At 69.1% G+C, this 25424-nt stretch carries 18 protein-coding genes; 8 read left to right on the forward strand and 10 right to left on the reverse strand.

Going from position 1 to position 25424, the window contains the following annotated elements:
* Positions 1-267 precede the first annotated feature (267 nt).
* The 4 genes from SY2F82_RS08720 to SY2F82_RS08735 all read left to right on the forward strand — a co-directional run bounded on the left by SY2F82_RS08720 (position 268) and on the right by SY2F82_RS08735 (position 6080).
* Positions 268-1545, forward strand: coding sequence for a ribonuclease D (locus tag SY2F82_RS08720; protein WP_200418378.1), 1278 nt, complete (start codon positions 268-270; stop codon positions 1543-1545).
* Positions 1546-2220: 675 nt separating this feature from the next.
* Entirely contained in the window at positions 2221-3441 is a 1221-nt protein-coding gene (locus SY2F82_RS08725) for an acetyl-CoA C-acyltransferase (protein WP_200418379.1), read from the forward strand.
* On the forward strand, positions 3438-5567 hold the full coding sequence (locus SY2F82_RS08730; RefSeq protein ID WP_200418380.1) for a 3-hydroxyacyl-CoA dehydrogenase NAD-binding domain-containing protein: 2130 nt from the start codon (positions 3438-3440) through the stop codon (positions 5565-5567). The genes SY2F82_RS08725 and SY2F82_RS08730 overlap by 4 nt, the downstream gene beginning before the upstream one ends.
* A 141-nt stretch (positions 5568-5708) precedes the next feature.
* On the forward strand, positions 5709-6080 hold the full coding sequence (locus SY2F82_RS08735) for an NTP pyrophosphohydrolase (RefSeq protein WP_200418381.1): 372 nt from the start codon (positions 5709-5711) through the stop codon (positions 6078-6080).
* A 22-nt stretch (positions 6081-6102) separates the two neighbouring features.
* Here SY2F82_RS08735 and SY2F82_RS08740 read toward each other — a convergent pair whose 3' ends face one another.
* The 9 genes from SY2F82_RS08740 to ngcE form a co-directional block, all read right to left on the reverse strand.
* Complete coding sequence (locus SY2F82_RS08740; RefSeq protein ID WP_200418382.1) at positions 6103-7626, reverse strand: amino acid permease; 1524 nt, start codon at positions 7624-7626, stop codon at positions 6103-6105.
* Between the two features lie 146 nt (positions 7627-7772).
* Positions 7773-9746 carry a 1-deoxy-D-xylulose-5-phosphate synthase gene (dxs, locus tag SY2F82_RS08745; RefSeq protein WP_200418383.1) on the reverse strand — a complete coding sequence of 658 codons (1974 nt, stop codon included), beginning with the start codon at positions 9744-9746 and terminating at the stop codon, positions 7773-7775.
* A 191-nt stretch (positions 9747-9937) separates the two neighbouring features.
* Positions 9938-11230 (reverse strand): sugar ABC transporter permease, encoded by a 1293-nt coding sequence (locus SY2F82_RS08750; protein ID WP_200418384.1) that lies wholly within the window; start codon positions 11228-11230, stop codon positions 9938-9940.
* Positions 11227-12018, reverse strand: a complete 792-nt coding sequence (locus SY2F82_RS08755) for an ATP-binding cassette domain-containing protein (protein ID WP_200418385.1) — start codon at positions 12016-12018, stop codon at positions 11227-11229. The genes SY2F82_RS08750 and SY2F82_RS08755 overlap by 4 nt, the downstream gene beginning before the upstream one ends.
* Before the next feature lie 179 nt (positions 12019-12197).
* Positions 12198-13295 carry a sugar ABC transporter substrate-binding protein gene (locus SY2F82_RS08760; protein ID WP_200418642.1) on the reverse strand — a complete coding sequence of 366 codons (1098 nt, stop codon included), beginning with the start codon at positions 13293-13295 and terminating at the stop codon, positions 12198-12200.
* A 134-nt stretch (positions 13296-13429) separates the two neighbouring features.
* Positions 13430-14629 (reverse strand): ROK family transcriptional regulator, encoded by a 1200-nt coding sequence (locus SY2F82_RS08765; RefSeq protein WP_200418386.1) that lies wholly within the window; start codon positions 14627-14629, stop codon positions 13430-13432.
* A gap of 239 nt (positions 14630-14868) precedes the next feature.
* Positions 14869-15792, reverse strand: coding sequence for a carbohydrate ABC transporter permease (locus SY2F82_RS08770; RefSeq protein WP_200418387.1), 924 nt, complete (start codon positions 15790-15792; stop codon positions 14869-14871).
* Positions 15793-15794: 2 nt separating this feature from the next.
* Positions 15795-16721 carry a carbohydrate ABC transporter permease gene (locus SY2F82_RS08775; RefSeq protein WP_200418388.1) on the reverse strand — a complete coding sequence of 309 codons (927 nt, stop codon included), beginning with the start codon at positions 16719-16721 and terminating at the stop codon, positions 15795-15797.
* Between the two features lie 88 nt (positions 16722-16809).
* Positions 16810-18309 carry an N-acetylglucosamine/diacetylchitobiose ABC transporter substrate-binding protein gene (gene ngcE / locus SY2F82_RS08780; RefSeq protein ID WP_200418389.1) on the reverse strand — a complete coding sequence of 500 codons (1500 nt, stop codon included), beginning with the start codon at positions 18307-18309 and terminating at the stop codon, positions 16810-16812.
* A gap of 458 nt (positions 18310-18767) precedes the next feature.
* Between ngcE and SY2F82_RS08785 the strand changes: the two genes are divergently transcribed.
* Together SY2F82_RS08785 and SY2F82_RS08790 are read left to right on the forward strand one after the other, a co-directional pair.
* Positions 18768-22571, forward strand: coding sequence for a GH92 family glycosyl hydrolase (locus tag SY2F82_RS08785; RefSeq protein ID WP_200418390.1), 3804 nt, complete (start codon positions 18768-18770; stop codon positions 22569-22571).
* Positions 22572-23013: 442 nt separating this feature from the next.
* Positions 23014-23379: a hypothetical protein gene (locus SY2F82_RS08790; protein ID WP_200418391.1), complete on the forward strand. Its 366-nt coding sequence runs from the start codon at positions 23014-23016 to the stop codon at positions 23377-23379.
* Positions 23380-23646: 267 nt separating this feature from the next.
* Here SY2F82_RS08790 and SY2F82_RS08795 read toward each other — a convergent pair whose 3' ends face one another.
* On the reverse strand, positions 23647-24225 hold the full coding sequence (locus tag SY2F82_RS08795) for a TetR/AcrR family transcriptional regulator (RefSeq protein ID WP_200418392.1): 579 nt from the start codon (positions 24223-24225) through the stop codon (positions 23647-23649).
* 90 nt (positions 24226-24315) lie between these two features.
* On the opposite strand from SY2F82_RS08795, the gene SY2F82_RS08800 reads away from it, so the two are divergent.
* Together SY2F82_RS08800 and SY2F82_RS08805 are read left to right on the forward strand one after the other, a co-directional pair.
* A complete protein-coding gene (locus tag SY2F82_RS08800; protein ID WP_200418393.1) occupies positions 24316-24762 on the forward strand; it encodes a DUF1772 domain-containing protein in 447 nt (148 codons plus the stop codon).
* 133 nt (positions 24763-24895) lie between these two features.
* Positions 24896-25321: a DUF4267 domain-containing protein gene (locus tag SY2F82_RS08805; RefSeq protein ID WP_200418394.1), complete on the forward strand. Its 426-nt coding sequence runs from the start codon at positions 24896-24898 to the stop codon at positions 25319-25321.
* The last annotated feature ends 103 nt before the right edge of the window (positions 25322-25424 follow it).

Genomic DNA, 25424 nt, shown 5'->3' on the forward strand with positions numbered 1-25424 from the left:
CCCCCTCCCCTGACCACCAGACCCGCCGACTCCCCGACTCCCGAACCTCCTCCTCCGCCCGCCCCGGTCCGCATCCGCACCGAGCCGCGTCCGGGGACCTGGACCGCACGCCCCGGGACGCCCGCCGTCCCGCTCCGCACACCGGCACCGCGCCCTCGTGCGGACACGAACGCCCCATGTGACACATGACTGATTTACGACCCCCCATCGCCCGCCGACGGAACGTTCCGTCGGCGGGCGTAGTCGACACACAGATACCCTTGACAGGTGACCGACGCCCAAGAGACCGCAGCAGACAGCCCACTGCGAACCACCGGAGGCGCCCCTCCGGACGACGTCGAAACGGCGCCGATCCCGTTGCTCGAGCCGCGAGACGGTATTCCGCCCGTGATCGCCGACGACGCCTCCCTCGCTGAGGTGATCGCCGCCTTCGCCGCCGGCACCGGCCCCGTCGCGGTCGATGCCGAGCGCGCGTCCGGCTACCGGTACGGCCAGCGCGCCTACCTCGTGCAGCTGCGCCGCGAGGGCGCGGGCACCGCCCTGATCGACCCGGTGGCCTGCCCCGACCTGTCGGCCCTGGGCGAGGCGATCTCCGACGCCGAGTGGGTGCTGCACGCCGCCACCCAGGACCTGCCCTGCCTGCGCGAGATAGGCATGGTGCCCACCCGTCTGTTCGACACCGAGCTGGCCGGACGCCTCGCCGGGTTCCCACGGGTGGGACTCGGCGCCATGGTGGAGAGCGTCCTCAGCTTCATCCTGGAGAAGGGCCACTCCGCCGTCGACTGGTCGACGCGGCCCCTGCCCGAGCCCTGGCTGCGCTACGCCGCCCTCGACGTCGAACTGCTCGTGGACCTGCGGGACGCCCTGGAGAAGGAACTCGAGCGGCAGGGGAAGCTGGAGTGGGCCCGGCAGGAGTTCGACGCGATCGCCTCCGCGCCGCCGCCCGAGCCGCGCAAGGACCCCTGGCGCCGTACGTCCGGGATGCACAAGGTGCGCCGCCGCCGGCAGATGGCGGCCGTCCGGGAGCTGTGGCAGGCCCGGGACCGGATCGCGCAGCGCCGGGACGTCTCGCCGGGCAAGGTGCTCGGGGACGCCGCGATCGTCGAGGCGGCCCTCGCCCTGCCTCCGAACGTGCACGCCCTGGCCGCGCTGAACGGCTTCGGGCACCGCATGGGGCGGCGCCAGCTGGAGCAGTGGCAGGCCGCGATCGATCGCGCCAAGGCGCTGCCGGAGGCGGAGCTGCCGCAGCCGGGGCAGCCGGTCACGGGTCCGCCGCCGCCGCGGGCCTGGGCCGACAAGGATCCGGCGGCGGCCGCCCGGCTGTCCGCTGCGCGGGCCGCGGTGTCGACCTTGGCCGAGGAGCTCACCATGCCCCAGGAGAACCTGATCTCCCCGGACACCGTGCGGCGCCTGTGCTGGGAGCCGCCGAAGCCGGTGGACGCGGAGTCCGTGGCCTCCGCGCTGGCCGGGTACGGGGCGAGGGCTTGGCAGGTTGAACAGGTCACTCCGGTACTGGTGAAGGCCCTGTCCGTGAAGGACGCCTAGCCGCCGCAGCGGCTTTGCCGTATGGCGGGTGGGGGGCGTCTTCGGTGAAGCGTCCTCGGTGGGGGGCGTCTTCGGTGGAGGCAGCTTCGGTGGGGGGCGTCCTCGGTGGGGGCATCTTCGATTGGGGCGCCCGCGCGGCGGAGCCGCGTGCGACATGGCGGGTTCCATGCCGACGCGGCGCAGCCGTACGCCGATAGGGCTGGAGCCACGCGGATACGGCGGAACCGCATGGCGACACCCGCAACCGATGCCCGACGCGGCGCAGCCGCATGCCGACACGACGGGGCCCATCACGATGCCACGCAGCCACATGCCGACACCGTGGAGCCGCATGGCGTCACCCCCAGCGATGCCGACGCGGCGCGGCCCGAAGTCGATGCGATGCGGCGCAGTCGCATGCCGATACAGGGGCCCCATGCCGCCGCGACCCGCCTCTTTGCGGCGATGCGGCCCCTTGCGGGGAGCGGCCCGCGCCGCTTGCGGGGAGGCGGCCACCGCCTCCCGTTCCGAGCCCTTGGCCGACCCCGCGGGGGCTCCGTCGCTACGCCGAAGGTGTGACCTTCACCGCTTGGGCGTGCGGGACTGGGCAGCTTGGTTACCCACAAGTAGCATGGTGCTGAGCGCGCGCTCAGCGTGTCGCAGCAGTGCCATCCCGCACCCTGGAGGAGAGCCATCGTGCCTCGTACCGTCAGGGACGTCGTCTTCGTCGACGGCGTCCGCACCCCGTTCGGCAAGGCGGGCCCGAAGGGCATCTACCACGAGACCCGCGCCGACGACCTCGTCGTGAAGGCGATCCGGGAGCTGCTGCGCCGCAACCCGGGTCTCGACCCGAAGAAGATCGACGAGGTCGCCATCGCCGCGACCACGCAGATCGGTGACCAGGGCCTGACCCTCGGCCGCACCGCGGGCATCCTGGCCGGTCTCCCCCAGTCGGTGCCTGGCTACTCCATCGACCGTATGTGCGCGGGCGCGATGACGGCCGTGACGACCACGGCCGGCTCGATCGCGTTCGGCGCCTACGACGCCGTCATCGCGGGCGGTGTCGAGCACATGGGCCGCCACCCGATGGGCGAGGGCGTCGACCCGAACCCGCGGTTCGTGAGCGAGAAGCTGGTCGACGAGTCCGCGCTGTTCATGGGCATGACCGCGGAGAACCTCCACGACCGCTACCCGCACATCACCAAGCTGCGCGCCGACGAGTACGCGGTGCGCTCCCAGGAGAAGGCCGCAAAGGCGTACGCCAACGGCAAGATCCAGGCCGACCTGGTGCCGATCTCCGTACGTCGCACGAACCCCGAGGGCGGCGAGACCGGCTGGGGCCTGGTCACCGCCGACGAGCCGATGCGCCCGGGCACCACGCTGGAGAACCTGGCCGGCCTGAAGACGCCGTTCCGCGTGCACGGCCGGGTCACCGCGGGCAACGCGGCCGGTCTGAACGACGGCGCCACCGCCTCGATCATCGCGAGCGAGGACTTCGCCCGTGAGAACGGCCTGCCGGTCAAGATGCGTCTCGTCTCCTACGCCTTCGCGGGCGTCGAGCCGGAGGTCATGGGCTACGGCCCGATCCCGGCCACGGAGAAGGCCCTCGCCAAGGCGGGCCTGTCCATCTCCGACATCGGCCTGTTCGAGATCAACGAGGCCTTCGCCGTCCAGGTCCTGGCCTTCCTCGACCACTACGGCATCGCGGACGACGACGAGCGCGTGAACCAGTACGGCGGCGCGATCGCCTTCGGCCACCCGCTGGCCTCCTCCGGCGTCCGGCTGATGACGCAGCTGGCCCGCCAGTTCGAGGAGCAGCCGCAGGTCCGCTACGGCCTCACCACCATGTGCGTCGGCTTCGGCATGGGCGCGACGGTCATCTGGGAGAACCCGCACTTCGACGGAGGCGACAAGTGAGCACCACCGCTGAGCTGTTGAAGGGCGCGGCCGAGCTGTTCCCGGACGAGGTCGTCACGCAGGCGCACGTGCGCCACTTCGACCTGCCGTTCGGTGTGGGCCGGTTCGCCCTGATCACCCTCGACAACGGTCACGACCACACCAAGCCGACCACCTTCGGCCCGGCCTCGCTCGCGAACCTCAACACCGCGATCGACCAGGTCGAGAAGGAGGCCGCGGACGGCGAGATCGTCGGCGTCGGCATCACCGGCAAGCCGTTCATCTTCGCGGTCGGCGCCGACCTCAAGGGTGTCGAGCTGCTGAAGAGGCACGAGGACGCGCTGGCCATCGGCAAGGGCGGCCACGAGGTCTTCAAGCGCCTGTCGAAGCTGGCCGTGCCCACCTTCGCGTACTACAACGGCGCGGCGATGGGCGGCGGCGTCGAGGTCGGCCTGCACTGCACCTACCGCACGGTGTCCGCGGCCCTCCCGGCGTTCTCCCTCCCCGAGGTCTTCCTCGGTCTGGTCCCCGGCTGGGGCGGCTGCGCGCTGCTGCCGAACCTGATCGGCGCCGACAAGGCCGTCTCGGTCATCATCGAGAACAGCCTCAACCAGAACAAGCAGCTCAAGGGCCGGCAGGTCTACGAGCTCGGGATCGCCGACGCCCTCTTCGAAGGCGCCGACTTCCTGGAGCAGTCCCTGACCTGGACGGCGGCCGTCCTCAAGGGCGAGATCGTCGTCGAGCGCCCGGTCATCGACCGCGGCGAGGCCTGGGACCAGGCCGTCGCCAAGGGCCGCTTGATCGCGGACGGCAAGGTGCACGGCGCGGCCCCGGCCGCCTACCGCGCCCTCGACATCATCGCCGCCGCGAAGAACGGCGACCTGCAGCAGGGCTACGACGCCGAGGACCAGGCCCTCGCGGACCTGATCATGGGCGGCGAACTGCGCGCCGGCATCTACGCGTTCAACCTCGTCCAGAAGCGCGGCAAGCGCCCGGCGGGCGCCCCCGACAAGAGCCTGGCGCGCCCGGTCACCAAGGTCGGTGTCGTCGGCGCCGGTCTGATGGCGTCGCAGCTCGCTCTGCTCTTCCTGCGCCGCCTCGAGGTCCCGGTCGTCCTGACGGACATCGACCAGGAGCGCATCGACAAGGGCGTGGGCTACGTCCACGCCGAGATCGACAAGCTGCTCGGCAAGGGCCGGATCAACCAGGACAAGGCCAACCGACTCAAGGCGCTGGTGACCGGCGTCCTCGACAAGGCCGAGGGATTCGCGGACGCGGACTTCGTCATCGAGGCCGTGTTCGAGGAGATGGGCGTCAAGCAGAAGGTGTTCGCGGAGGTCGAGGCGGTCGCCCCGGCGCACGCGATCCTCGCCACCAACACCTCGTCCCTGTCCGTGTCGGAGATGGCCTCGAAGCTGAAGCACCCCGAGCGGGTCGTCGGCTTCCACTTCTTCAACCCGGTGGCGGTGCTGCCGCTGCTCGAGATCGTTCGCGGCGAGAAGACGGACGACGCCTCGCTGGCGACCGCCTTCGCGGTGGCCAAGAAGCTGAAGAAGACGGCGGTTCTGGTCAAGGACGCCCCGGCGTTCGTCGTGAACCGCATCCTGACCCGCTTCATGGGCGAGATCCAGAACGTCATCGACGAGGGCACCCCGGTCGAGGTGGCGGAGAAGGCGGTGGAGCCGCTGGGTCTGCCGATGTCCCCGCTGGTCCTGCTGGAGCTGGTCGGCCCTGCGATCGGCCTGCACGTCTCCGAGACCCTCAACAAGGCGTTCCCGGACCGCTTCACGGTCTCCCCGAACCTCAAGGCGGTCGTCGAGGCGGGCAAGCGCGGCTTCTACGTCTACGACAGCGGCAAGCCCGAGCTTGACCCGGAGGTCGCCGCGCTGCTGAAGCAGGGCGACACGGTCCTGACGGAGGAGCAGGTCCGCGCCCGCGTCCTGGACGCCGTGGCGCAGGAGATCGGGCTCATGCTCGAGGAGGGCGTCGTCGCCGAGGCCCAGGACATCGACCTCTGCCTGATCACGGGCGCCGGCTGGCCCTTCCACCTGGGCGGCATCACGCCGTACCTGGACCGCGAGGGCGTCTCGGAGCGCGTGAACGGCAAGACGTTCCTCGAGCCGGGCGTGGCGTCGGTTCCGGCGTAACGGCCGCAGCACCGTGAAAGGGCCTCCGCGCAAGGCGGAGGCCCTTTCACGTCGTGTGCGCAAGGCCGGTGGCGTCGGGGCCGGTCGGATCCGCCGTGGCGTCCCTCGCGCGGCCGGACAGGCTCGTGGGACGCTGGGGGCATGAGTGTCCCGCTCCTGGTGATCGTCGATGGCGCGAACGTCGTCGGGTCGGTGCCCGACGGCTGGTGGCGGGACCGGCGGGGCGCCGCCGACCGGCTGCGGGACCGTCTCGTGCCGTTCGCCGCCGACGGGCTGCCCGGCTTTCCCGGGCCGCTGGAGCTGGTGCTGGTCGTGGAGGGCGCGGCGCGCGGCGTGGAGCCCGTGCCCGGCATCCGGGTGGACGCGGCCCCCGGCAGCGGGGACGACCGTATCGTCGAACTGGTCGCCGAGGCCGGGGACCGCCCGGTCCTGGTCGTCACGGCGGACCGGGAGCTACGGCGCCGGGTGACGGTTCTCGGCGCGGAGGTGACGGGCCCGCGTACGGTGCGCTGAATCCCCGTGCGGAACGCGGCGGTCACCGCGTGCCGCCTCCGGGCGGCCCGCTCACCCCGCCCGCGGCGGACTGCTCGGCACGGCCCACACGGCTGTGCGAGCGGCCGTAGAGGAAGTACACGACGAACCCGATGACCAGCCAGACCGCGAACCGTAGCCAGGTCTCGGCGGGCAGGTTCAGCATCAGCCACAGCGAGGCGCACACCGACAGGATCGGCACCACGGGGACGAACGGGGTGCGGAAGGCGCGTGGCAGGTCGGGGCGGGTGCGGCGGAGGATGACCACGCCGATCGCGACGACGATGAATGCGAACAGCGTGCCGATGTTCACGAGTTCGGCCAGTTCGCTGAGGCTGGTGAAGCCCGCGACGACGGCGATGACCACGCCGAGCAGGATGGTCGGCCGGTGCGGGGTCTTGAAGCGCGGGTGGACGCGGGAGAAGAAGCGTGGCAGCAACCCGTCGCGGCTCATCGCGAAGAAGACCCGGGTCTGGCCGAGCAGCAGGATCAGACAGACGGTGGTCAGGCCGACGGCGGCACCGAAGCTGATCACACCCGCGAACCAGGGGTGCCCGATGGCCTTGAACGCGTCGGCGAGCGGGGCGTCCACGGACAGCCTGCTGTAGTGCTCCATGCCGGTGACGACGATCGACACCGCCACGTACAGCGCAGTGCAGATGAACAGGGAGCCGAGGATGCCGCGCGGCATGTCGCGCTGCGGGTTGCGGGTCTCCTCGGCGGTGGTCGCCACGATGTCGAAGCCGATGAAGGCGAAGAAGACGACGGACGCGGCGGTGAAGATGCCCATCACGCCGAAGTTGGACGGTGCCCAGCCCACCATCAGCTGGATGAGCGGCGCCTTGAGGCTGCCACCCGCCGGCACCGCCTGCGGCTCGGGCACGAACGGCTTGTAGTTGGCGCTGTTGACGAAGAAGGCTCCCCCGATGATCACGATCAGCACCACGGCCACCTTGATGGCGACGACGAGCTGGGTGACCCGGGCCGACAGCTTCATCCCGAGGACGAGGATCGCGGTGAGGAGGAGGACGAGCGCGGCGGCGAGGATGTCGAAGCCGAATCCGTGCGCCCCCTCGCGTCCGCCGAGATAGGCGGGCAGGTGCCAGCCCGCGTTGTCCATCAGGGAGCGGATGTACCCGGACCAGCCGACGGCGACCACCGCCGTGCCGAGCGCGAACTCCAGGACCAGGTCCCAGCCGATGATCCAGGCGGGCAGCTCGCCCAGCGTGGCGTAGGAGAACGTGTACGCGGATCCGGCGACCGGCACCGTGGAGGCGAACTCCGCGTAGCAGAGTGCGGCGAGCGCGCAGACGACGCCGGCCACGACGAAGGACAGGGAGACGGCGGGGCCCGCGTTCTGCTTGGCGACCTTGCCGGTGAGCACGAAGATGCCGGTGCCGATGATGACCCCGACGCCGAACACGGTCAGGTCGAGGGCGGACAGGGTCTTTCTGAGCGCGTGCTCCGGCTCCTCGGTGTCCTGGATCGACTGCTCGACGTTCTTGGTCCGGAAGAGAGTCCTGCTCATGGCGTACCTCCCGCGCTCGCCGTCCCCGACATGATCGAGAGGGGGCGTACTCCGTGTGCCCCGGCACAGGCAGATTCACGCAAACGGGCCGGTTTCGCCACCGTAAAGGATGGAGAAACCGGCCCGGGCGCGTGCGGCGGGTCGTCTCAGTCGCGGGCGGGCTCCACCGAGTCCACGGCCTGGGCGGTGCCCGTACGGTCGGTGGGGGTCCCCCCGCTCGAGCGAAGCCGAGAGTGGGGGAGGCCGCCGTCCAGCTTGGAGACCAGCCCGGTGACCTGGCGGGCGATGTCCGGCGCGGTCAGGCCGATCTCCGCGAGGACCTCCTTGCGGGAGGCGTGGTCGAGGAAGCGCGGCGGGACGCCGAAGTCGCGCAGCGGCACGTCCACACCCGCGTCGCGCAGCGCCTGCGCGATCGCCGAACCCACACCACCGACGCGGGAGTTGTCCTCGACGGTGACGACCACACGGTGCCGCTCGGCGAGCGGGGCCAGCGCCTCGTCGACGGGCTTGACCCAGCGCGGGTCGACGACGGTGGTGGAGATGCCCTGCTTGTCGAGGAGGTCGGCGATCTCCAGGCACATGGGGGCGAGCGCGCCGACGGACACCAGCAGGACGTCCGGCACGGGGGCCTCTGCCTTGCGCAGCACGTCCATGCCGCCGACCTTGCCGACGGCGGGGACGGCCGGGCCGACGACGCCCTTGGAGTAGCGCAGCACGGTCGGCGCGTCGTCCACGTCGACGGCCTCGCGCAGCTGGGCCCGCAACTGCTCGGCGTCGCGCGGGGCGGCGATCCTCAGACCCGGGACCACCTGGAGCATCGACATGTCCCACATGCCGTTGTGGGAGGCGCCGTCGTCGCCCGTGATGCCCGCCCGGTCGAGCACGAACGTCACACCGCACTTGTGCAGGGCGACGTCCATGAGCACCTGGTCGAAGGCGCGGTTGAGGAAGGTCGCGTACACCGCGAAGACGGGGTGCAGACCGCCGGTGGCGAGGCCGGCCGCGGAGACCGCGCCGTGCTGCTCGGCGATGCCGACGTCGTAGATCCGGCTCGGGAAGGCGTCCGCGAACTTCTTCAGGCCCACCGGCTGGAGCATCGCGGCCGTGATGGCGACGATGTCGTCGCGCTCCCGGCCGAGCCTGACCATCTCGTCGCCGAAGACGGAGGTCCAGCTGGCGGCGGCCGCCTTGATGGGCAGACCGGTGTCGGGGTGGATGGGGCCGATGCCGTGGAAGCGGTCGGCCTCGTCCTGCTCGGCGGGCTTGTAGCCGCGGCCCTTCTCGGTGAGGCAGTGCACGATGACCGGGCCGCCGAACCGCTTGGCGCGGGCCAGGGCGGACTCCAGGGCCTCGATGTCGTGCCCGTCGATCGGGCCGACGTACTTCAGGCCCAGGTCCTCGAACATGCCCTGCGGGGCGATGAAGTCCTTCAGGCCCTTCTTGGCCCCGTGCAGGGTCTCGTAGAGCGGCTTGCCGACGACGGGCGTGCGTTCCAGGACCTCCTTGGTGCGGGCCAGGAACTTCTCGTAGCCGTCGGTGGTGCGCAGCGTGGCCAGGTGGTTGGCGAGGCCGCCGATGGTGGGCGCGTAGGAGCGCTCGTTGTCGTTGACGACGATGACCAGCGGGCGGTCCTTGGCGTCGGCGATGTTGTTCAGCGCCTCCCAGGCCATGCCGCCGGTGAGGGCGCCGTCACCGATGACCGCCACGACGTGGCTGTCGCGCTTGAGCAACTGGTTGGCCTTGGCCAGGCCGTCGGCCCAGCCGAGGACGGTGGAGGCGTGCGAGTTCTCGATGACGTCGTGGTCGGACTCGGCGCGCGAGGGGTAGCCGGACAGACCGCCCTTGCTGCGCAGCTTGGAGAAGTCCTGACGGCCGGTGAGCAGCTTGTGGACATAGGCCTGGTGGCCGGTGTCCCACAGCACCTTGTCCTTCGGGGAGTCGAAGACGCGGTGCAGGGCGATGGTGAGCTCGACCACACCGAGGTTCGGACCGAGGTGGCCGCCGGTCTTGGAGACGGCGTCGACGAGGAAGGTCCGGATCTCCTCTGCCAGCTGGTCCAGCTCCTCCAGGCTGAGCCGGTCCAGATCGCGCGGTCCCCTGATGCGGGTCAGCAGCGGCACCCGTGCCTCCTTGCAGTAGAGCTGTGTCGAGCATTCGCCGGGCCTGTCGAGTCTAATGTTCCGCCTGTGAGGGATCACCGATGGCCCCACGGATCCCCCCGACGTGTCCGCCGAAACACGGTGCCGGGCACAGGACTGTGCCCGGCACCGCCGTTGGCGCCGGGCACAGTGACCTGAAGGTTCGGCTGCGGCTACGCGCGGCCGGCCGTCTTCTGGGTCTTGCGGGTCACGGCGTCGATGACGACCGTGGCGAGCAGAACACCACCGGTGATCATGTACTGCACCGGCGAGGCGATGCCCTCCAGGGCGAGGCCGTACTGGATCGAGACGATCACCAGCACACCGAGCAGCGCGTTCCAGGTGCGGCCACGTCCGCCGAAGAGCGACGTACCACCGATCACCGCGGCGGCGATGGCGTTCATCAGCAGGTCACCGCCACCGGCGCCCTGGTTGGCGGACGCGATCTTCGACGCGATGAACAGACCGCCGATCGCGGCGAAGGTACCGGAGATGGCGAAGACCGAGATGCGGACCGTGGCCACGTTGATACCGGCGCGGCGGGACGCCTCCACGCTGCCGCCGAGCGCGAACACCTTCCGGCCGTACGCGGTGCGGCGCAGCACGAAGTCCGTGATGAGCAGCACACCGATGAAGATGACCACGGCGAGCGGCAGGCCCTTGTACTGGTTGTAGACGACGGCCACGGCGAACGCGAGGACCGCCAGCAGCGCCGTGCGCAGGATCGTCTCGCTCAGCGGCCGGGACGGCACACCCGCGGCCTCGCGCCGCTTGTTGCCGAAGTAGGAGCTGAGGAAGTACAGCACGGTCACCGCGAGCGCGAGCCCGTAGGCGGCGGCCACGTCGGAGAAGTAGTACGTCGTCAGCTTGGCGACGAGGCCGTCGCTGTTCAGGTTGATCGTGCCGCTGTCGCCGAGGATCTGGAGCATGAAGCCGTTCCAGAACAGCAGACCGGCCAGCGTGACCGCGAACGCCGGCACGCCGATCTTCGCGAAGACGAAGCCGTGGATCGCGCCGGCGACCGTGCCGGTGAGGATGGCCAGCACGAAGGCGAGCCACTCGCTCATGCCGTGGGTGATGTTCAGCACGGCGAAGGTGGCGCCCGCGACACCGGAGACCGAGCCGACCGACAGGTCGATCTCGCCGAGCAGCAGCACGAAGACGATGCCGACGGCGATCATGCCCGTGCCGACCATGGCGACGGAGATGTCGGAGAGGTTGCCGGCGGTGAGGAAGTTGGAGTTCAGGCTCTGGAAGATGATCCAGATGATCGCCAGACCGACGACGACCGGGATGGCGCCCAGGTCGCCGGCCTTCATCTTCCGCTTGAACTCGGTGACGTAGCCCGCGAAGCCCTGCTCGCGCACCAGCAGACGGGGGTCGACGGCGGTGACCGCCTTCGCCGCCGCCTCGGGGTTCTCCACGACGGTGTCCTCGGGGGGCGTGGAGGTCTTGTCGATGCTCACTTCTTGATCTCCCCATTGCTGCGCGCCGCACGACGGGTCACGGCGTTGTCCGTGGCGCCGGTGATGGCGGAGATGATCTCTTCCTGCGAGGTCGTCTTGACCTCGAAGACGCCGTTGTTGCGCCCCAGACGCAGCACCGCCACCTTGTCGGCGACGGCCTTCACGTCAGCCATGTTGTGGCTGATGAGGATCACGGCGTGACCGCGCTCCCGCAGCCGCTCCACCAGGTCGAGGACCTGCGCGGTCTGCTCGACGCCGAGGGCGGCGGTGGGCTCGTCGAGGATCACCAGCTTGGGCTCGCCGAGCATGGAACGGGCGATGGCCACGACCTGGCGCTGACCGCCCGAGAGCGAGGCGATCGGGATGCGGACGCTGGGGATGCGGATGGACAGCTGGTCCAGCAGCTCGCGCGAGCGCCGCTCCATCTCCACCTCGTCCAGGACGCCGCGGCGGCGGATCTCCCGGCCCAGGTAGAGGTTGCCGACGACGTCGATGTTGTCGCACAGCGCGAGGTCCTGGTAGACCGTCGCGATACCCAGGTTCTGGGCGTCGTTCGGCTTGCCGATGTGGACGGTCTTGCCTTCCCACTCGATGACGCCCTCATCGATGGGGTGCACGCCGGCGATCGTCTTGACCAGCGTGGATTTTCCGGCGCCGTTGTCGCCGACCAGGGCGACCACCTCACCGGCGTGGACCTCAAGCTCTACGTCGGTGAGCGCCTGAACGGCACCGAACCGCTTGGAGACCCCGCGCAACGCCAGCACGGGCGTAGCGGACACGTGAACCATCTCCTTCGCCGCCTGACCCGGCGGGAGGTTGTGCAGAAGTTTGGGGGGTGTTCCGTCCGGCGCCCCGCGACGAGCTTGCGGGGCTGGTGAAGGCGGGGCGCCGGAGGAGCTTCAGTGCGCCAGTCCCTCACGGGAATTCAAGGACGAATTCCCGTGGCGGGAAAGGGGCTTGAGGCCGGTTACTTCAGGCCGATCTTGTCGCAGGCCGACTTGTACTGCCCGGTGCAGATGTCCGCGGCGGTCCACAGGCCGTCCTTGACGACGGTGTCCTTGATGTTGTCCTTCGTCAGGGCGACGACCGGGACGATGACGGAGGGCACCTGCTTGGTGGTCGGGCTGTCGACCTTGTCCTTCGCTATCGAGTCGACGGGCTTGCCCTGGGCGAGGGCGACAGCCATCTCCGCGGCGACGTCGGCCTCCTGCGGGTACGGCTTGTAGACGCTCATGTACTGCTCACCGGTGATGATGCGCTGCACACCGGCGAGTTCGGCGTCCTGACCGGTGACCGGGGCCTTGATGCCGGCGGCCTTGAGGGCGGTGATGATACCGCCGGCCATGCCGTCGTTGGCGGAGTAGACACCGACGATGTTCTGCTTGCCGAGGGCGGAGATCGCCGCCTCCATGTTGGCGTTGGCGTTCTCCGGCTTCCAGTCCTTGGTGTCGTACTCCTTGCCGATGTTCACCTTGCCGTCGAGCACCTCGTGGGCGCCCTTCTTGAACTGCGCGGCGTTCGGGTCGGTGACGGAGCCGTTCATCATGACGATCTTGCCGGACTTCGCCTTGGCGCCGAGGGCCGTGAGGAGGGCCTGGCCCTGGGTCTTGCCGACCGTCTCGTTGTCGAACGAGGTGTAACCGCTGATCGGGCCCTGCGCCAGGCGGTCGTAGGCGACGACCGGGATGCCCGCGTCCTTGGCCTTCTGCACGGAGTTCTTGATGGCCGCGGAGTCCACCGCGTCCACGATCAGCACGTCGACCTTGTTGGTGATCATGGTGTCGACCTGCTGGTTCTGCAGGGTCGCGTCCTGCTTGGCGTTGGCGTAGACGACCTCGCCCTTGCCGTTCGTCAGCTCCTTGACCTTCTTCTCGATCAAGGGACGGTCGAGCTTCTCGTAACGCGCCGTCTGGTTCTCGGGGAGAAGCAGACCCACCTTGATGGCGTCGCCCTTCTTGGCGTTCGAGGACGGGGACGAGCTCTTGCCGGACTCCTTGGCGCTGCCACAGGCGGCGAGCGAAACGGCCATGGCACCAGCAGCAACGGCGAAGGCCGCACGACGCATACGCGTGTTCACTTCTAGAAACCTCCCTGACGAGGCCGCGTCGTTGCGGCCGAGGTGGCTGGAAGTCAACTCGGCCACACGTGCGACGTCAAGAAGTAAATCCTTAACGAGATGGCAACGGTGCCATCCGTTATCTAAGTGAAGACAGGCGTCGCAGCAGGCAGGCTGCCGTCCAAAAGGGTTGAATCACCCATTTCGCTGAGTGCGAGAGCGAGCGCGCCGAGGACCTCCGCGCGGCCGCCGAGCGCCCCCGGCAGCACCGAGAGTTGGCGTGCGGCACTGGGGATCGCGTACCGGCCGACCGACTCCCTGATGGGCCCGAGGACCAGCTCACCGGCCTCGGCGAGATCACCGCCCAGGACCACGCGGCTCGGGTTGAGCAGATTGCACAGGTTGGCGACTCCACTGCCGATGTGGCGGCCGACATCCGCGATCACCCGACGACAGCCCGGATCACCGTCCCGCGCCAGCCTCACCACGCCTTCCATGGTCAGGTCGGCGCCGTGGCTGGGCTGCAGCAGCGGAAGCACGTACCGCGCCGACGCGAACGTCTCCAGACAGCCCCGGTTGCCGCAGCGGCAGACGGGACCGGATTCATCGAGAGTAATATGCCCGATTTCTCCCGCTGTGCCGCCAGGCCCGCGGTAGATCTTGCCGTCAATCACCAGTCCGGCGCCGACACCGCTCGCCACCTTGATGTACGCCAGGTCCTTGACCCCTCGGCCGCTGCCCCAGACCAGCTCGCCGAGGGCGCCGAGGTTGGCGTCGTTGTCCACGTGCACCGGCACGCCGAGCCGCCCCCGCAGCTCCTCGGCGGGTTTGGTGCCGGTCCAGCCCGGCAGGATGGCGGTGGAGCCGAGCGTGCCCGACTCGACGTCAATGGGTCCGGGCACGCCGAGCCCCACACCCGCGATCTTGGACCGGCTCACTCCGGTCGCCTCGATCAGCCTGCTGACCAGCTCTTCCGCCCGGTCGAAGCCCTGCGCGGCGGAGGCGTCCACGTCCAGGGGCTCGGACTCCTCGGCGAGCACCTGATGGGCCAGGTTCCCGATCGCGACGCGCAAATGGGTGTGCCCGAAGTCGACGCCGATCACGATGCCGGCTTCACCGCTGAGAGAGACGCTGCGGGCCCTGCGGCCACCCGCCGAAGTGGGCGTGACCTCGACGGTTCCGCCGTCCTTCAGCTCCCGCACGATGTTGGAGACGGTCGCCGCGGACAGACCCGTCGTCCTCGCGATCTCGGCCTGCGTCAGCGAACCGGCCAGGCGCACCGCACGGACGACACGCTCCAGATTTGCCCGATGCAGCGACGACTGCGATCCCGGAGTCTCCATCGACTCATTCACTCCTGCCCTCAGCGCGGCGGCCACGGCGCCGCCCGTGTGACCCGGATCACAGCAGCGGAATCCGAGTCACGTACAAGTTGTGAACTCCAAGCTCCGCTGAACGGGTTACCGCAGTCAAGTCCTTGACGGAAATCGGGAGAGATCAAAAAGAGGGCGGACGGACGCACCGGCGCCGCCCCCGGTTCACGGGGAAGACGCCGGCAGGCCGGGACAGTGGAAGTCGATCACTATTTCAGGGCGCCCGCCGTCAGGCCCTGGACCACCTGCCTCTGGAAGACGATGTACGCCGCGAGGACCGGCAGCATCGCCATCACCAGGCCGGCGAAGAGTCCGGACCAGTCGCCCTTGTACCCCTGGCTGGCCGCCAGCTGGACCAGGCCCTGGGTGAGGACGCGCTTGTCGGGGTCGGTGTTCAGGACCGTCGGGAGCATGTACTGGTTCCACTGGCCCAGGAAGTTGAAGATCCCCACGCTGATCAGGCCCGGCTTGGCCATCGGCAGCATGATCTGGAAGAACGTACGGGAGTGCGAGGCCCCGTCCACGAACGCGGCCTCGGCCACCGAGGTGGGCAGCGAGCGGAAGAACGCGGTCAGGAAGAACACCGTGAAGGGCAGCGAGTAGGCGATGTAGACGAGGATCAGCCCGTGGATCGTGTTCAGCAGCCCCATGTTGTTCACGACGTAGAACAGCGGGACCAGCGCCAGCATGATCGGGAAGCTCATGCCTCCGATGAACAGGTAGTAGATGAACCGGTTGCCCGGGAAGTCGAAGCGGGCGAGGACGTACGCAGCCATCGAGCCGAGCACCAGGGTCCCGATGAGCGAACCGCCGACCACCAGGACGGTGTTGAGGAAGTAGTCGCTCATGTTGGCGTCGGTCCAGGCCCGCGCCCAGTTCTCGAAGTGCAGCTTGTCCGGCAGCGACCAGGGCGAGTCGAAGATCGAGCGGTCGTCCTTGAAGGAGGTCATCACCGCCCACAGCAGCGGCATGACGACCATGAACGCCCACAGGATCAGCATGCCGTGCGAGAAGACGTTGAGGACGGCGCCTTCCCGCTTCCCCCGGGGCGGCCCGCCGACCGGGGCGTCCGCCTTTTCGAGGGTGACGTGCGGCTCGGCCGGGATCGGGGCCGGGGTCTCGGCGGTCTCCATCGTCAGTACTCCAGCCGCTCGCGCCGGCCCAGCCGCATCACGACCGCCGCGAACAGCAGCGTCACGACGAGCAGGGCGACACCGATCGTGGTTGCGTAGGCGGCCTGACCGTCGCGGAAGGCCTTCTGGTAGACGTACAGCACCATGACGGTGGTCGAGTAGTCCGGCCCGCCGGGCCCGGTCGTCATGATCTGTACGACCGCGAACGACTCGGCGCCCAGGGCGAGGATGCCCATGTACACCCAGCCGGACTGCACGGTGTCCCACAGCAGCGGCAGGGTGATCCGGAAGAAGGTGGTGGTGCGGTTCGCCCCGTCCAGGAGCGCCGCCTCGTACAGGTCCGCCGGGATGGAGGTCATGCCCGCGGAGAACAGGACCACGAAGAAGCCGACCGTGGACCAGACGAGGACCGCCATCACACACCACAGGGCGAGGCCCGGATCGCCCAGCCACAGCGGCTGGACGCTCCCGAGCCCGACGCCGCGCAGCAGCGAGTTGACGGCGCCGCTGTCCGGGTTGTACGCGAAAGCGAACAGCAGGGCGACGATCGCGATGGAGAGCACCTGCGGGAAGAAGTAGACGATCTTGTAGAAGGACGAGCCGCGGACCCCGGAGATCACCGGCCCGCCCTTCCGCCGCCGCCCGCCCACATTGATCATGAAGGCGAGGAACAGCGCGAGACCGATCGTCACCGGGGGCAGCACCAGCGCGAACAGCAGGCTGTGCCACAGCGACTTCCAGAAGATGTCGTCGTGGACCAGCCGGGTGTAGTTGTCGAAGCCCACCATCTTGAACTCGGGGCTCAGGCCGGACCAGTCCGTGAACGAGTAGTAGATGGACTGGATGAACGGCCAGACGACGAAGAGCGCGTACAGGCCGAGGGGAACGGTCAGGAACCCCACGATGAACCGGTACTTGCCGTGATGCATGGCTACCGACCCCGATCCGGCCGTGCGGGCGGCCGCCTCCGCTGCCGCTGACGGACCTGCCGCTGACGGACCTGTCCCTGACGGACCCTCACTGGTGCTTGTAGTGCTTGATCGACGTGTCCTTGGCGGTCTGGTCGGCGAAACCCTGGATCCGCTTGATGGCCTCGGCCGGGGTGATACGGCCCGCCATCATCTCGCCGAGACCGGACACACCGATCTTCTCCTTCTCCAGCTGCACGTACCAGTCCTGCAGCCGCGGGTTCAGGACGTTGCTGCCGGCCTTCTCCAGCGCTGCCACACCCGACTTCAGGCCCGGGGTGAGGCTGATGCCGGTGGTGCCGCCGTTGAACGCCGTCAACGACTTGACCTTGGTGGTGAAGTTCTTCGAGGACGCCTCGCTGAGCATGATGCGCAGCTGCTCCATGCCTCCCTGGGGGTTCTGTGCCTTGGCGGGGACGATGAAGGGCTCACCGCCGGAGGCCCAGATGGTGCCGAAGGGCATCTTGTCGGAGGAGTCGATGCCGGAGGGCGCGGAGACGGCGAGGTCGAAGTCGGCCGGGATGACGTTGGCGGACTCGTTCTCCACCCAGGAGCCGTTCGGGATGAACAGCGCCTTGCCCTGGGCCCAGGCGGTCTGCGACTGGATGTGGTCCAGGCCCGGCGTGCCCTTGAGGATGTAGCCCTTCTTGTAGAGCTCGTAGTACGCCTCGAAGCAGGCCTTGACGGCCGGGTGCTTCCAGGCGTTCGGCTCCAGGTTGTCGATGGCGTCGAGGACCTCTCGGCCACCGACCTTGCCGATCATCGGGTACAGGGAGAAGGGGATGTAGTACGGGTACTTGCCGGCGTAGGTCCAGCCCGCGATGCCCTTCTTCTTGGCCTTCTCGCAGACCTTGAGCATCTCGTCCCAGGTCTCGGGGTACTTCTCGTCGAGCGAGTCGAGGAGCTTCTGCGAGTACCAGACGCCGTAGACCGTGTAGGCGTAGTACATGATCCACACGGGGCTGCCGTCGAACTGGCCCATCTCGACGATGCCGGGACGCAGTGTGTCGCGGACCTTCTTCGACGGGTCGTCGTAGGAGGGGGCGTCGAGGAGCGGGGTGAGGTCGGCGAGCTGGTTGCGGCTGACGAGGACGCCCATGTCCATCTGCTCGGCACCGGAGTTGTCGATGAGGTCCGGCGGGTTGCCCTGGTTGAAGCGCGGCTGGAGGGTGGACTGGATCTTCTGGGTGGCCGAGAACTTCACCTTCGCCTTCGGGAAGTCCTTCTGGTAGATCTTGACCGCGTCCTGGGCGTACTCCTTGCCGAAGCCGCCGTCGAAGAGCACGAACTCCATCTGGGCCGAGTCGTTGACGCCGAGCGGGTTCTGCTTGGTCTTCTTGCCCGCCTTGGCCTTCTCCTGGCCACCGCCTCCGCTGCTGGCGCAGGCGGACAGGAAGCTCATCGTGGGGACGGAGACCAGGCCCAGCGCCACGGAACGCTTGATCAGGCTGCGGCGCCCGACGCCTTCGGGGGTGGTGGTGCCGGTGCCTTCGAGGCTGGTGGTGCCGATGCCTTCGGGGGTGGTGTGCTCGCCGGAAGTGGATCCCATGCTCAAGTCCTCGCCTTCTCCAGGACTCAGGCGGTGCACCGGCTCCTCCCCGGCACCGCGGTGATGGTGAAGCTGGGGTCGTGCATGAGCGATTCAGGGGGACGGTGCGCGGTGGTTCTTTCTCGAGACGGTCCGCCGCCTCCCGCTTGTCCCCGGTCGTGCCTGTCCACAGCCGTCGTACGGCAAGGTGACGGCTGCCCGGACGCCGACAGGTATAGTCCACTCTCCGTCGGCGGAGCAATATCGCAAGCAAGGTTGCCGCCGTGCGTATCCGAGTTGAGACCTCGCGGAAATACGGGATGCTCGCACAGCTCTCGAACGCGATACCCATTGCATTGAGCCCGAATGCCACAGCCAACGCCCTTGACATCGCTGACCACTTGACCACCTACTGGTCCTTGCGCAAGCGAAGTGACAACGTTGTCCATTCTCAACAGGCGCAGGGAGGGTGCTCGCGCATGCAGCACAGATCTCGGCACAGATGGGCTCCTACGGCGGTCGTGGCAACGGCCGCCTTCGCGTTGCTGGTGGCGGCCCAGGGCGCGGCGGTGGCCCTGCCCGGCGAAGCGGCGGCCGCGGACCACGAGTTCGCCTCCTCCTTCGAGCCGGGGGATCCGGCGCCCACGTGGCTGAACACCGTGGACACGACGGCGGACGGCACCAAGCGGGCGTCCGGCGTGGACGGAGGGTACGCAACGGGCATTCCGGGCAATGTGACCGATGAGGTCATCGATGTCCGGGCCGACTCCGAGAACACGGACGGCGGGGAGATAGCGGACAACCTGATCGACGGCGACTCGGGTACCAAGTGGCTGACGTTCGCGCCGACGGGCTGGGTCGAGTTCGACCTGGACGCGCCGGTCAAGGTGGTCACATACGCGCTGACCTCGGCCAACGACCACGCCGAGCGGGACCCGGCCGACTGGACCCTTCAGGGGTCCACCGACGGCAAGGACTGGAAGACGCTGGACACCCGCACCGGCGAGTCGTTCGACAAGCGCTTCCAGACCAAGTCCTACGACCTCGCCGAACCGGCCGAGTTCGCGCACTTCCGGCTGGACATCACCAGGAACCACAGCGGCGGCATACTGCAACTCGCCGATGTGCAGTTCTCCACGGGCAGCAGCACCGACCCCACGCCGAAAGACATGCGCACACTGGTGGACCGCGGTCCCCTCGGCTCCCCCACCGCCAAGGCGGGCGCGGGCTTCACGGGCAGGCGGGCGCTGCGCTATGCGGGCACGCACACGTCCGACGAGCGGGCGTACTCGTACAACAAGGTCTTCGACGTGAACGTACGCGTCGAGCGGGACACGCAGTTGTCGTACCGGATCTTCCCGGCGATGGCGAACGGCGACCGGGACTACGACGCCACCAACGTCTCGGTCGACCTGGCCTTCACCGACGGTACCCACCTCAGTGACCTCGGCGCGCTGGACCAGCACGGCTTCCCGCTGAGCCCGGCGGGACAGGGTGCGGCCAAGGTGCTGTACGTCAACCAGTGGAACAACGTGGTCGCGCGGATCGGGTCGGTGGCGGCCGGCAAGACCGTGGACCGGGTCCTGGTGGCGTACGACTCGCCGAAGGGACCGGCCAATTTCCGGGGCTGGCTGGACGACCTCACGCTGAAGCCGGTACCGCCGGACAAGCCCAAGTCCCACCTGTCCGACTACGCGGTGACCACCCGCGGCACCAACTCCAGCGGCTCCTTCTCCCGGGGCAACGACTTCCCGGCGACCGCCCTGCCGCACGGCTTCAACTTCTGGACGCCGGTGACCAACGCCGGCTCGCTGAGCTGGTTGTACGACTACGCCCGGGCCAACAACTCCGACAACCTGCCCACGATCCAGGCGTTCAGCGCGAGCCACGAGCCGAGCCCGTGGATGGGTGACCGGCAGACGTTCCAGGTGATGCCGTCGGCCGCGTCCGGCACTCCGGACACCGGGCGCAGCGCGCGGGCGCTGCCGTTCCGGCACGAGAACGAGATCGCGCGCCCCTACTACTACGGCGTGACCTTCGAGGGCGGCCTCAAGGCGGAGATGACGCCGACGGACCACGCGGCGGTGCTGCGGTTCACCTACCCGGGCGACGACGCGAGCGTGATCTTCGACAATGTGACCGAGCAGGCCGGGCTCACCCTCGACGAGGCGGGCGGCGTCGTGACCGGCTACTCGGACGTGAAGTCCGGGCTGTCGACGGGCGCGACGCGGCTGTTCGTGTACGGCGTCTTCGACGCGCCGGTGACGGACGGGGCCGCCTCGGGCGTGAAGGGCTACCTGCGCTTCAAGCCGGGCGCCGACCACACGGTCACCCTCCGCCTCGCCACCTCCCTCATCAGCATCGACCAGGCGAAGGACAATCTGCGCCAGGAGATCCCGGACGGCACCTCGTTCGACGACGTCAGGGCACGCGCCCAGGGGACATGGGACAAGCTGCTCGGCACCATCGAGGTCGAGGGCGCGAGCTCCGACCAGCTCACGACGCTGTACTCGTCGATGTACCGGCTGTACCTCTACCCCAACTCGGGCTTCGAGAAGGTGGGCTCGGCCTACCGGTACGCGTCCCCGTTCTCCCCGATGACGGGCCCGGACACGGCCACGCACACCGGGGCGAAGATCGTCGACGGCAAGGTGTACGTCAACAACGGCTTCTGGGACACCTATCGGACGACCTGGCCCGCATATTCCTTCCTGACACCGACTCAGGCCGGCGAGCTGGTCGACGGCTTCGTCCAGCAGTACAAGGACGGCGGCTGGACCTCCCGCTGGTCCTCCCCCGGCTATGCGGACCTGATGACGGGCACCTCGTCGGACGTGGCGTTCGCGGACGCCTATGTGAAGGGCGTGAAGTTCGACGCCGAGGCCGCCTACGACGCGGCGGTGAAGAACGCGACGGTCCTGCCGCCGTCGTCCGGCGTGGGCCGCAAGGGCATGGCCACCTCACCCTTCCTCGGCTACACCAGTACCGCCACCCGCGAGGGCCTGTCGTGGGCGATGGACGGTTACATCAACGACTACGGCATCGCCAGGATGGGCCAGGCCCTGTACGAGAAGACCAGCAAGCAGCGCTACAAGGAGGAGTCGGCCTACTTCCTCAACCGCGCCCGGGACTACGTCGGCCTCTTCGACTCGCGGGTGGGCTTCTTCCAGGGCCGCGACGCGCAGGGCGGCTGGCGGCTGGACCCGTCGAAGTACGACCCGCGCGTGTGGGGCCACGACTACACGGAGACCAACGGCTGGGGCTTCGCCTTCACGGTCCCGCAGGACAGCCGCGGCCTTGCCAACCTGTACGGCGGCCGGGCGAAGCTGGCCGACAAGCTGGACGAGTACTTCGCGACACCGGAGACGGCCTCACCTCAGTTCGTGGGCTCCTACGGCAGCGTCATCCACGAGATGACGGAGGCCCGTGACGTCCGGATGGGCATGTACGGGCACTCCAACCAGCCCGCGCACCACGTGATCTACATGTACGACGCGGCGGGCCAGCCCTGGAAGGCACAGGCGAAGGTCCGCGAGGTGCTCTCCCGCCTCTACACCGGCAGCGAGATCGGGCAGGGCTACCACGGCGACGAGGACAACGGCGAGCAGTCCGGCTGGTACGTCTTCTCGGCGCTGGGCTTCTACCCGCTGGTGATGGGCAGCGGCGAGTACGCCATCGGATCCCCGCTGTTCACCAAGGCGACCGTGCACCTGGAGAACGGCAAGGACCTGGTCGTCAAGGCCCCCGGGAACAGCGGGCGGAACGTCTACGTGCAGGGCCTGCGGGTCGACGGCAAGGAGTGGACGTCGACAGCGCTGCCGCACGCGCTGCTCTCCCGGGGCGGTGTGCTGGAGTTCGACATGGGTCCGCGGCCGTCGGCCTGGGGCACCGGGAAGAACGCGGCACCGGCGTCCATCACACGGGACGACAAGGTGGCCTCACCGCGGGCGGACGTGCTCAAGGGCGACGGTCCGCTCTTCGACAACACCTCGGCGACGGAGGCGGCCGTGACGAGCGTGGACCTGCCGGTCACGGAAGGCACCAAGGCGGTGCAGTACACGCTGACGTCCCCGGCGAACCACACCAAGGCCCCCACGGGCTGGACGCTCGAAGCGTCCGAGGACGGCACGACGTGGACGACCCTGGACCGGCGGTCGAGCGAGTCCTTCACCTGGGACCGGCAGACGCGGGTGTTCTCCGTCCCGCATCCAGGCACGTACACGCACTACCGCCTGACCTTCACGACGGAGTCGTCGCTGGCGGAAGTGGAGCTGCTGGCCTGACGCACACCGGCCCGAAGGAGGGGCGGGCCCGCCGGGGCCCGCCCCTTCGTGCCGAACAGCGATGATCAGCCGGTGCGAGGGTGAACACGTGCCGGGATGTCCCCTTAAGAGTGAACCCCATGGAGGATCCTTGACATCGTTGTCGGCTGCCGAGGTACAGTCATGTACAGACCATCCCGACAACGTTGTCGCCGGCGCCGATCGGTATAACAAGCCATCAGACCCCGGTCCGGCCTACTCCCCCCGGGCCGGGCCGGCTCGCGGACCGGGTGGCACGCACAGCGGCCACCCGGTCCGCCCAGAGGCCCGGACAATCCCCCGCCGACCCCAACCGTCACTCGTGGGGGCGGTGTTCACCGCTCCGGGGCGCGCACGGGGCAACCCGAGTGCTCTCGTGGTCATCTACCTGTACGAACGCGATGACCGGGGAGAAGGACGGGTTGTGCACGGTTCCGGTGCGGACGGTGGCCGCGAGAAGGCCACCGCCGGCTCCTGGTGGGCGGCCGCGGTGGCGAACCTCCTGATCGGCATGCTGGCGATCGTTCCCGGTGTGTGCGTCCGGTGGCTGCTGAACAGGTACGCGCTGCTCCACTGCGTCACCGGCTTCGGCTGCGGCGGCACATCACCGGACCAGACCGTCGGTATGACGCTCGGCGCGGTGCTGGGCGGTGGTTTCGTCCTCGGGATGGTGCTGGTGGTGGACGTCCTCATGCCGTGGCAGGAGGGCCGACCGCTGCACCTGTGGCTCAGCATGACGACCCTGGTGCCTGCGCCGTTCGCGGTGGCGCAGGCGGCAGGATGGATCTAGGCAGGATGGATCTAGGGTCTCCCGTCGACGACGGTTCGGCCGCAGGCAGTTCGATCGTGAACTCCGTACGGCCCGGAACACTCTCCGCCCGGACGCCGCCGCCGTGGGCCGCCGTGATCGCCGCGGCGGTCGAGGACTCTGAGTGGGGCCGGTCGTTCCGTGCGTTCCTGCACGGTAGGGGTGGACGAACGCCGAGGGGCCGCGGTGCCGCAGGCAGGCAGCGGCGGGGCCCGAGGGCCCCGGCCGCGTGACCGCCGGGGCGGTGTGTCAGACCATGGCGAGGCGGTCCACCAGCAGCTCCACCCTCCGCTCGGCGTCCTGCGGCAGCAGCCGTCCCGCCCGGGTCAGGGTCGCGATCCCGTGCAGGGACGCCCAGAACACCTCGGTGAACAGCCCCGGTTCGACGCCGTCCCCGGCGACCTCGCCGAGGGTCTCCAGCAGCGCGGCGAAGGCGTCCTTCAGCGGCTCCGGGGTGTCCTCCTGCGCGTACGCCAGGCCGCCGTCGAGCTCGAAGATCGCGTCGTAGACGGCCGGATTGCGTTCCGCGAAGTCGAGGTAGGCGCGGGCGAGGGCGGAGACCCGGGCGCGGGGGCCGTGCGCGGCCGAGGTCGCGGCGCGCACGGTCGCGGCCAGCTCCGTGGCGCCCTCGAGGGCGACGGCGCCGATGATCTCGCGTTTGCCGCGGAAGTGGCTGTAGAGGACGGGCTGGCTGTATTCGATGCGCTCGGAGAGCCGGCGGGTGGTGACGGCGTCCCAGCCCTGCTGCTCGGCGAGTTCGCGGGCCGTCGCCACGATGAGGCGCTCGCGCTCCGCCCGCTCGCGTGCCTTGCGTTCCTGTACCGACATGACTCGATCCTAGCACCGCTAGACAAGCAAGCGGCAGTAGTACTAGCGTTGCCCCATCGGCTAGCAATGCTAGATCCCGGGAGGGTCATCATGCTCAGCACACTCGAGGTCGTCACCACCGTGATCGTCGGCGTGATGGTGGGGGTGGAGTTCTCCGTCGCCTTCGTCATCAACCCGATCCTCAACGCCCTCCCGGAGGACAGTGGCCAACTCGGCCGCGCCCACGGGGGCCGGATGCTCGGCGCCGTGATGCCGGTCTGGTACATCGGCTCGCTCATCCTTGTCGCGGTCTGGGCTGCCGCGGGATGGCACCACCACGGCACCGGCCTCGTCGTCACCGCCGGCGCGCTGCTGATCCTCAGCGTGATCATGTCGATTCTGCTGCTCGTCCCGATCAACAACCGGGGCAAGACGTGGACCCCTGACAACCGGCCCGCCGACTGGAAGGAGCAGATGAACCGCTGGGACCGCTTCCACTACGTCCGCGTCGCCGTCATCATCGCCGCTTTCGCCCTGCTGGTCGCCGCCCTCGCCTGACACCAAAGCCGCCCCGATGCACTGGTTCGCCCCTGTATGTCGACAGCTTCGCCTCGTCAGGGTGAACTCGACAGGGCTTCGGAAAGCTCCATGAAGCTCACCAGGCCGGCGAAGACCCACAAGGAGAAGAACAGTGTCGCTGAAGAAGATCAACACCGTCCTGGTCGCCGCCTTCATCCTCTTCATCCTCTGGTTCGGGATGGAGTTCATCCTGAACCCGGAGGCGACGGCGCCGGGCTTCGGCCTGCCGAGCCGGCCGTCCGGCGACGGCGGCGGCTTCCTGGTCATCAAGGGAATCCGCGACGTCGTCCTGGCCCTGGTCCTCGGCATCCTGCTGATGACGGGCCACCGCCGGGCGCTGGGCTGGGTGCTGCTGGTGGAGGCCCTCGCCGCGTACGGCGACATGGCCACCGTGCTGGCTCACCACGGCTCCGTGGCCACCGCGCTCGGCGTCCACGGCCTGACCGCGACACTGATGGTGGTCAACGGCCTGCTGATGCTGCGCGAGACCCGCAAGGCCGCCGCCGCTCCGGCAACGCCCGCCCCGCAACCCGCCTGACGCCACCTTGGCGACGAGGTCGGGGTCCCGGCCGCCGCAGCGCGCGGCGCCGCCGTCCGGCAGCAACTCCTCGAACTACCCGCCCCCGTCGTCGCAGACGCCC

The organism is Streptomyces sp. Y2F8-2 (assembly GCF_014905555.1).
Lineage (GTDB): Bacteria > Actinomycetota > Actinomycetes > Streptomycetales > Streptomycetaceae > Streptomyces > Streptomyces cynarae.

What these genes read in the sequence shown, in the direction of transcription:
- SY2F82_RS08735 (WP_200418381.1), top strand. Translation starts at nt 5,709, where the DNA reads ATGAGTGTCCCGCTCCTGGTGATCGTCGATGGCGCGAACGTCGTCGGG.
- SY2F82_RS08740 (WP_200418382.1), bottom strand. Translation starts at nt 7,626, where the DNA reads ATGAGCAGGACTCTCTTCCGGACCAAGAACGTCGAGCAGTCGATCCAG.
- SY2F82_RS08755 (WP_200418385.1), bottom strand. Translation starts at nt 12,018, where the DNA reads ATGGTTCACGTGTCCGCTACGCCCGTGCTGGCGTTGCGCGGGGTCTCC.
- SY2F82_RS08760 (WP_200418642.1), bottom strand. Translation starts at nt 13,295, where the DNA reads ATGCGTCGTGCGGCCTTCGCCGTTGCTGCTGGTGCCATGGCCGTTTCG.
- SY2F82_RS08765 (WP_200418386.1), bottom strand. Translation starts at nt 14,629, where the DNA reads ATGGAGACTCCGGGATCGCAGTCGTCGCTGCATCGGGCAAATCTGGAG.
- SY2F82_RS08770 (WP_200418387.1), bottom strand. Translation starts at nt 15,792, where the DNA reads ATGGAGACCGCCGAGACCCCGGCCCCGATCCCGGCCGAGCCGCACGTC.
- SY2F82_RS08775 (WP_200418388.1), bottom strand. Translation starts at nt 16,721, where the DNA reads ATGCATCACGGCAAGTACCGGTTCATCGTGGGGTTCCTGACCGTTCCC.
- ngcE (WP_200418389.1), bottom strand. Translation starts at nt 18,309, where the DNA reads ATGGGATCCACTTCCGGCGAGCACACCACCCCCGAAGGCATCGGCACC.
- SY2F82_RS08785 (WP_200418390.1), top strand. Translation starts at nt 18,768, where the DNA reads ATGCAGCACAGATCTCGGCACAGATGGGCTCCTACGGCGGTCGTGGCA.
- SY2F82_RS08795 (WP_200418392.1), bottom strand. Translation starts at nt 24,225, where the DNA reads ATGTCGGTACAGGAACGCAAGGCACGCGAGCGGGCGGAGCGCGAGCGC.
- SY2F82_RS08800 (WP_200418393.1), top strand. Translation starts at nt 24,316, where the DNA reads ATGCTCAGCACACTCGAGGTCGTCACCACCGTGATCGTCGGCGTGATG.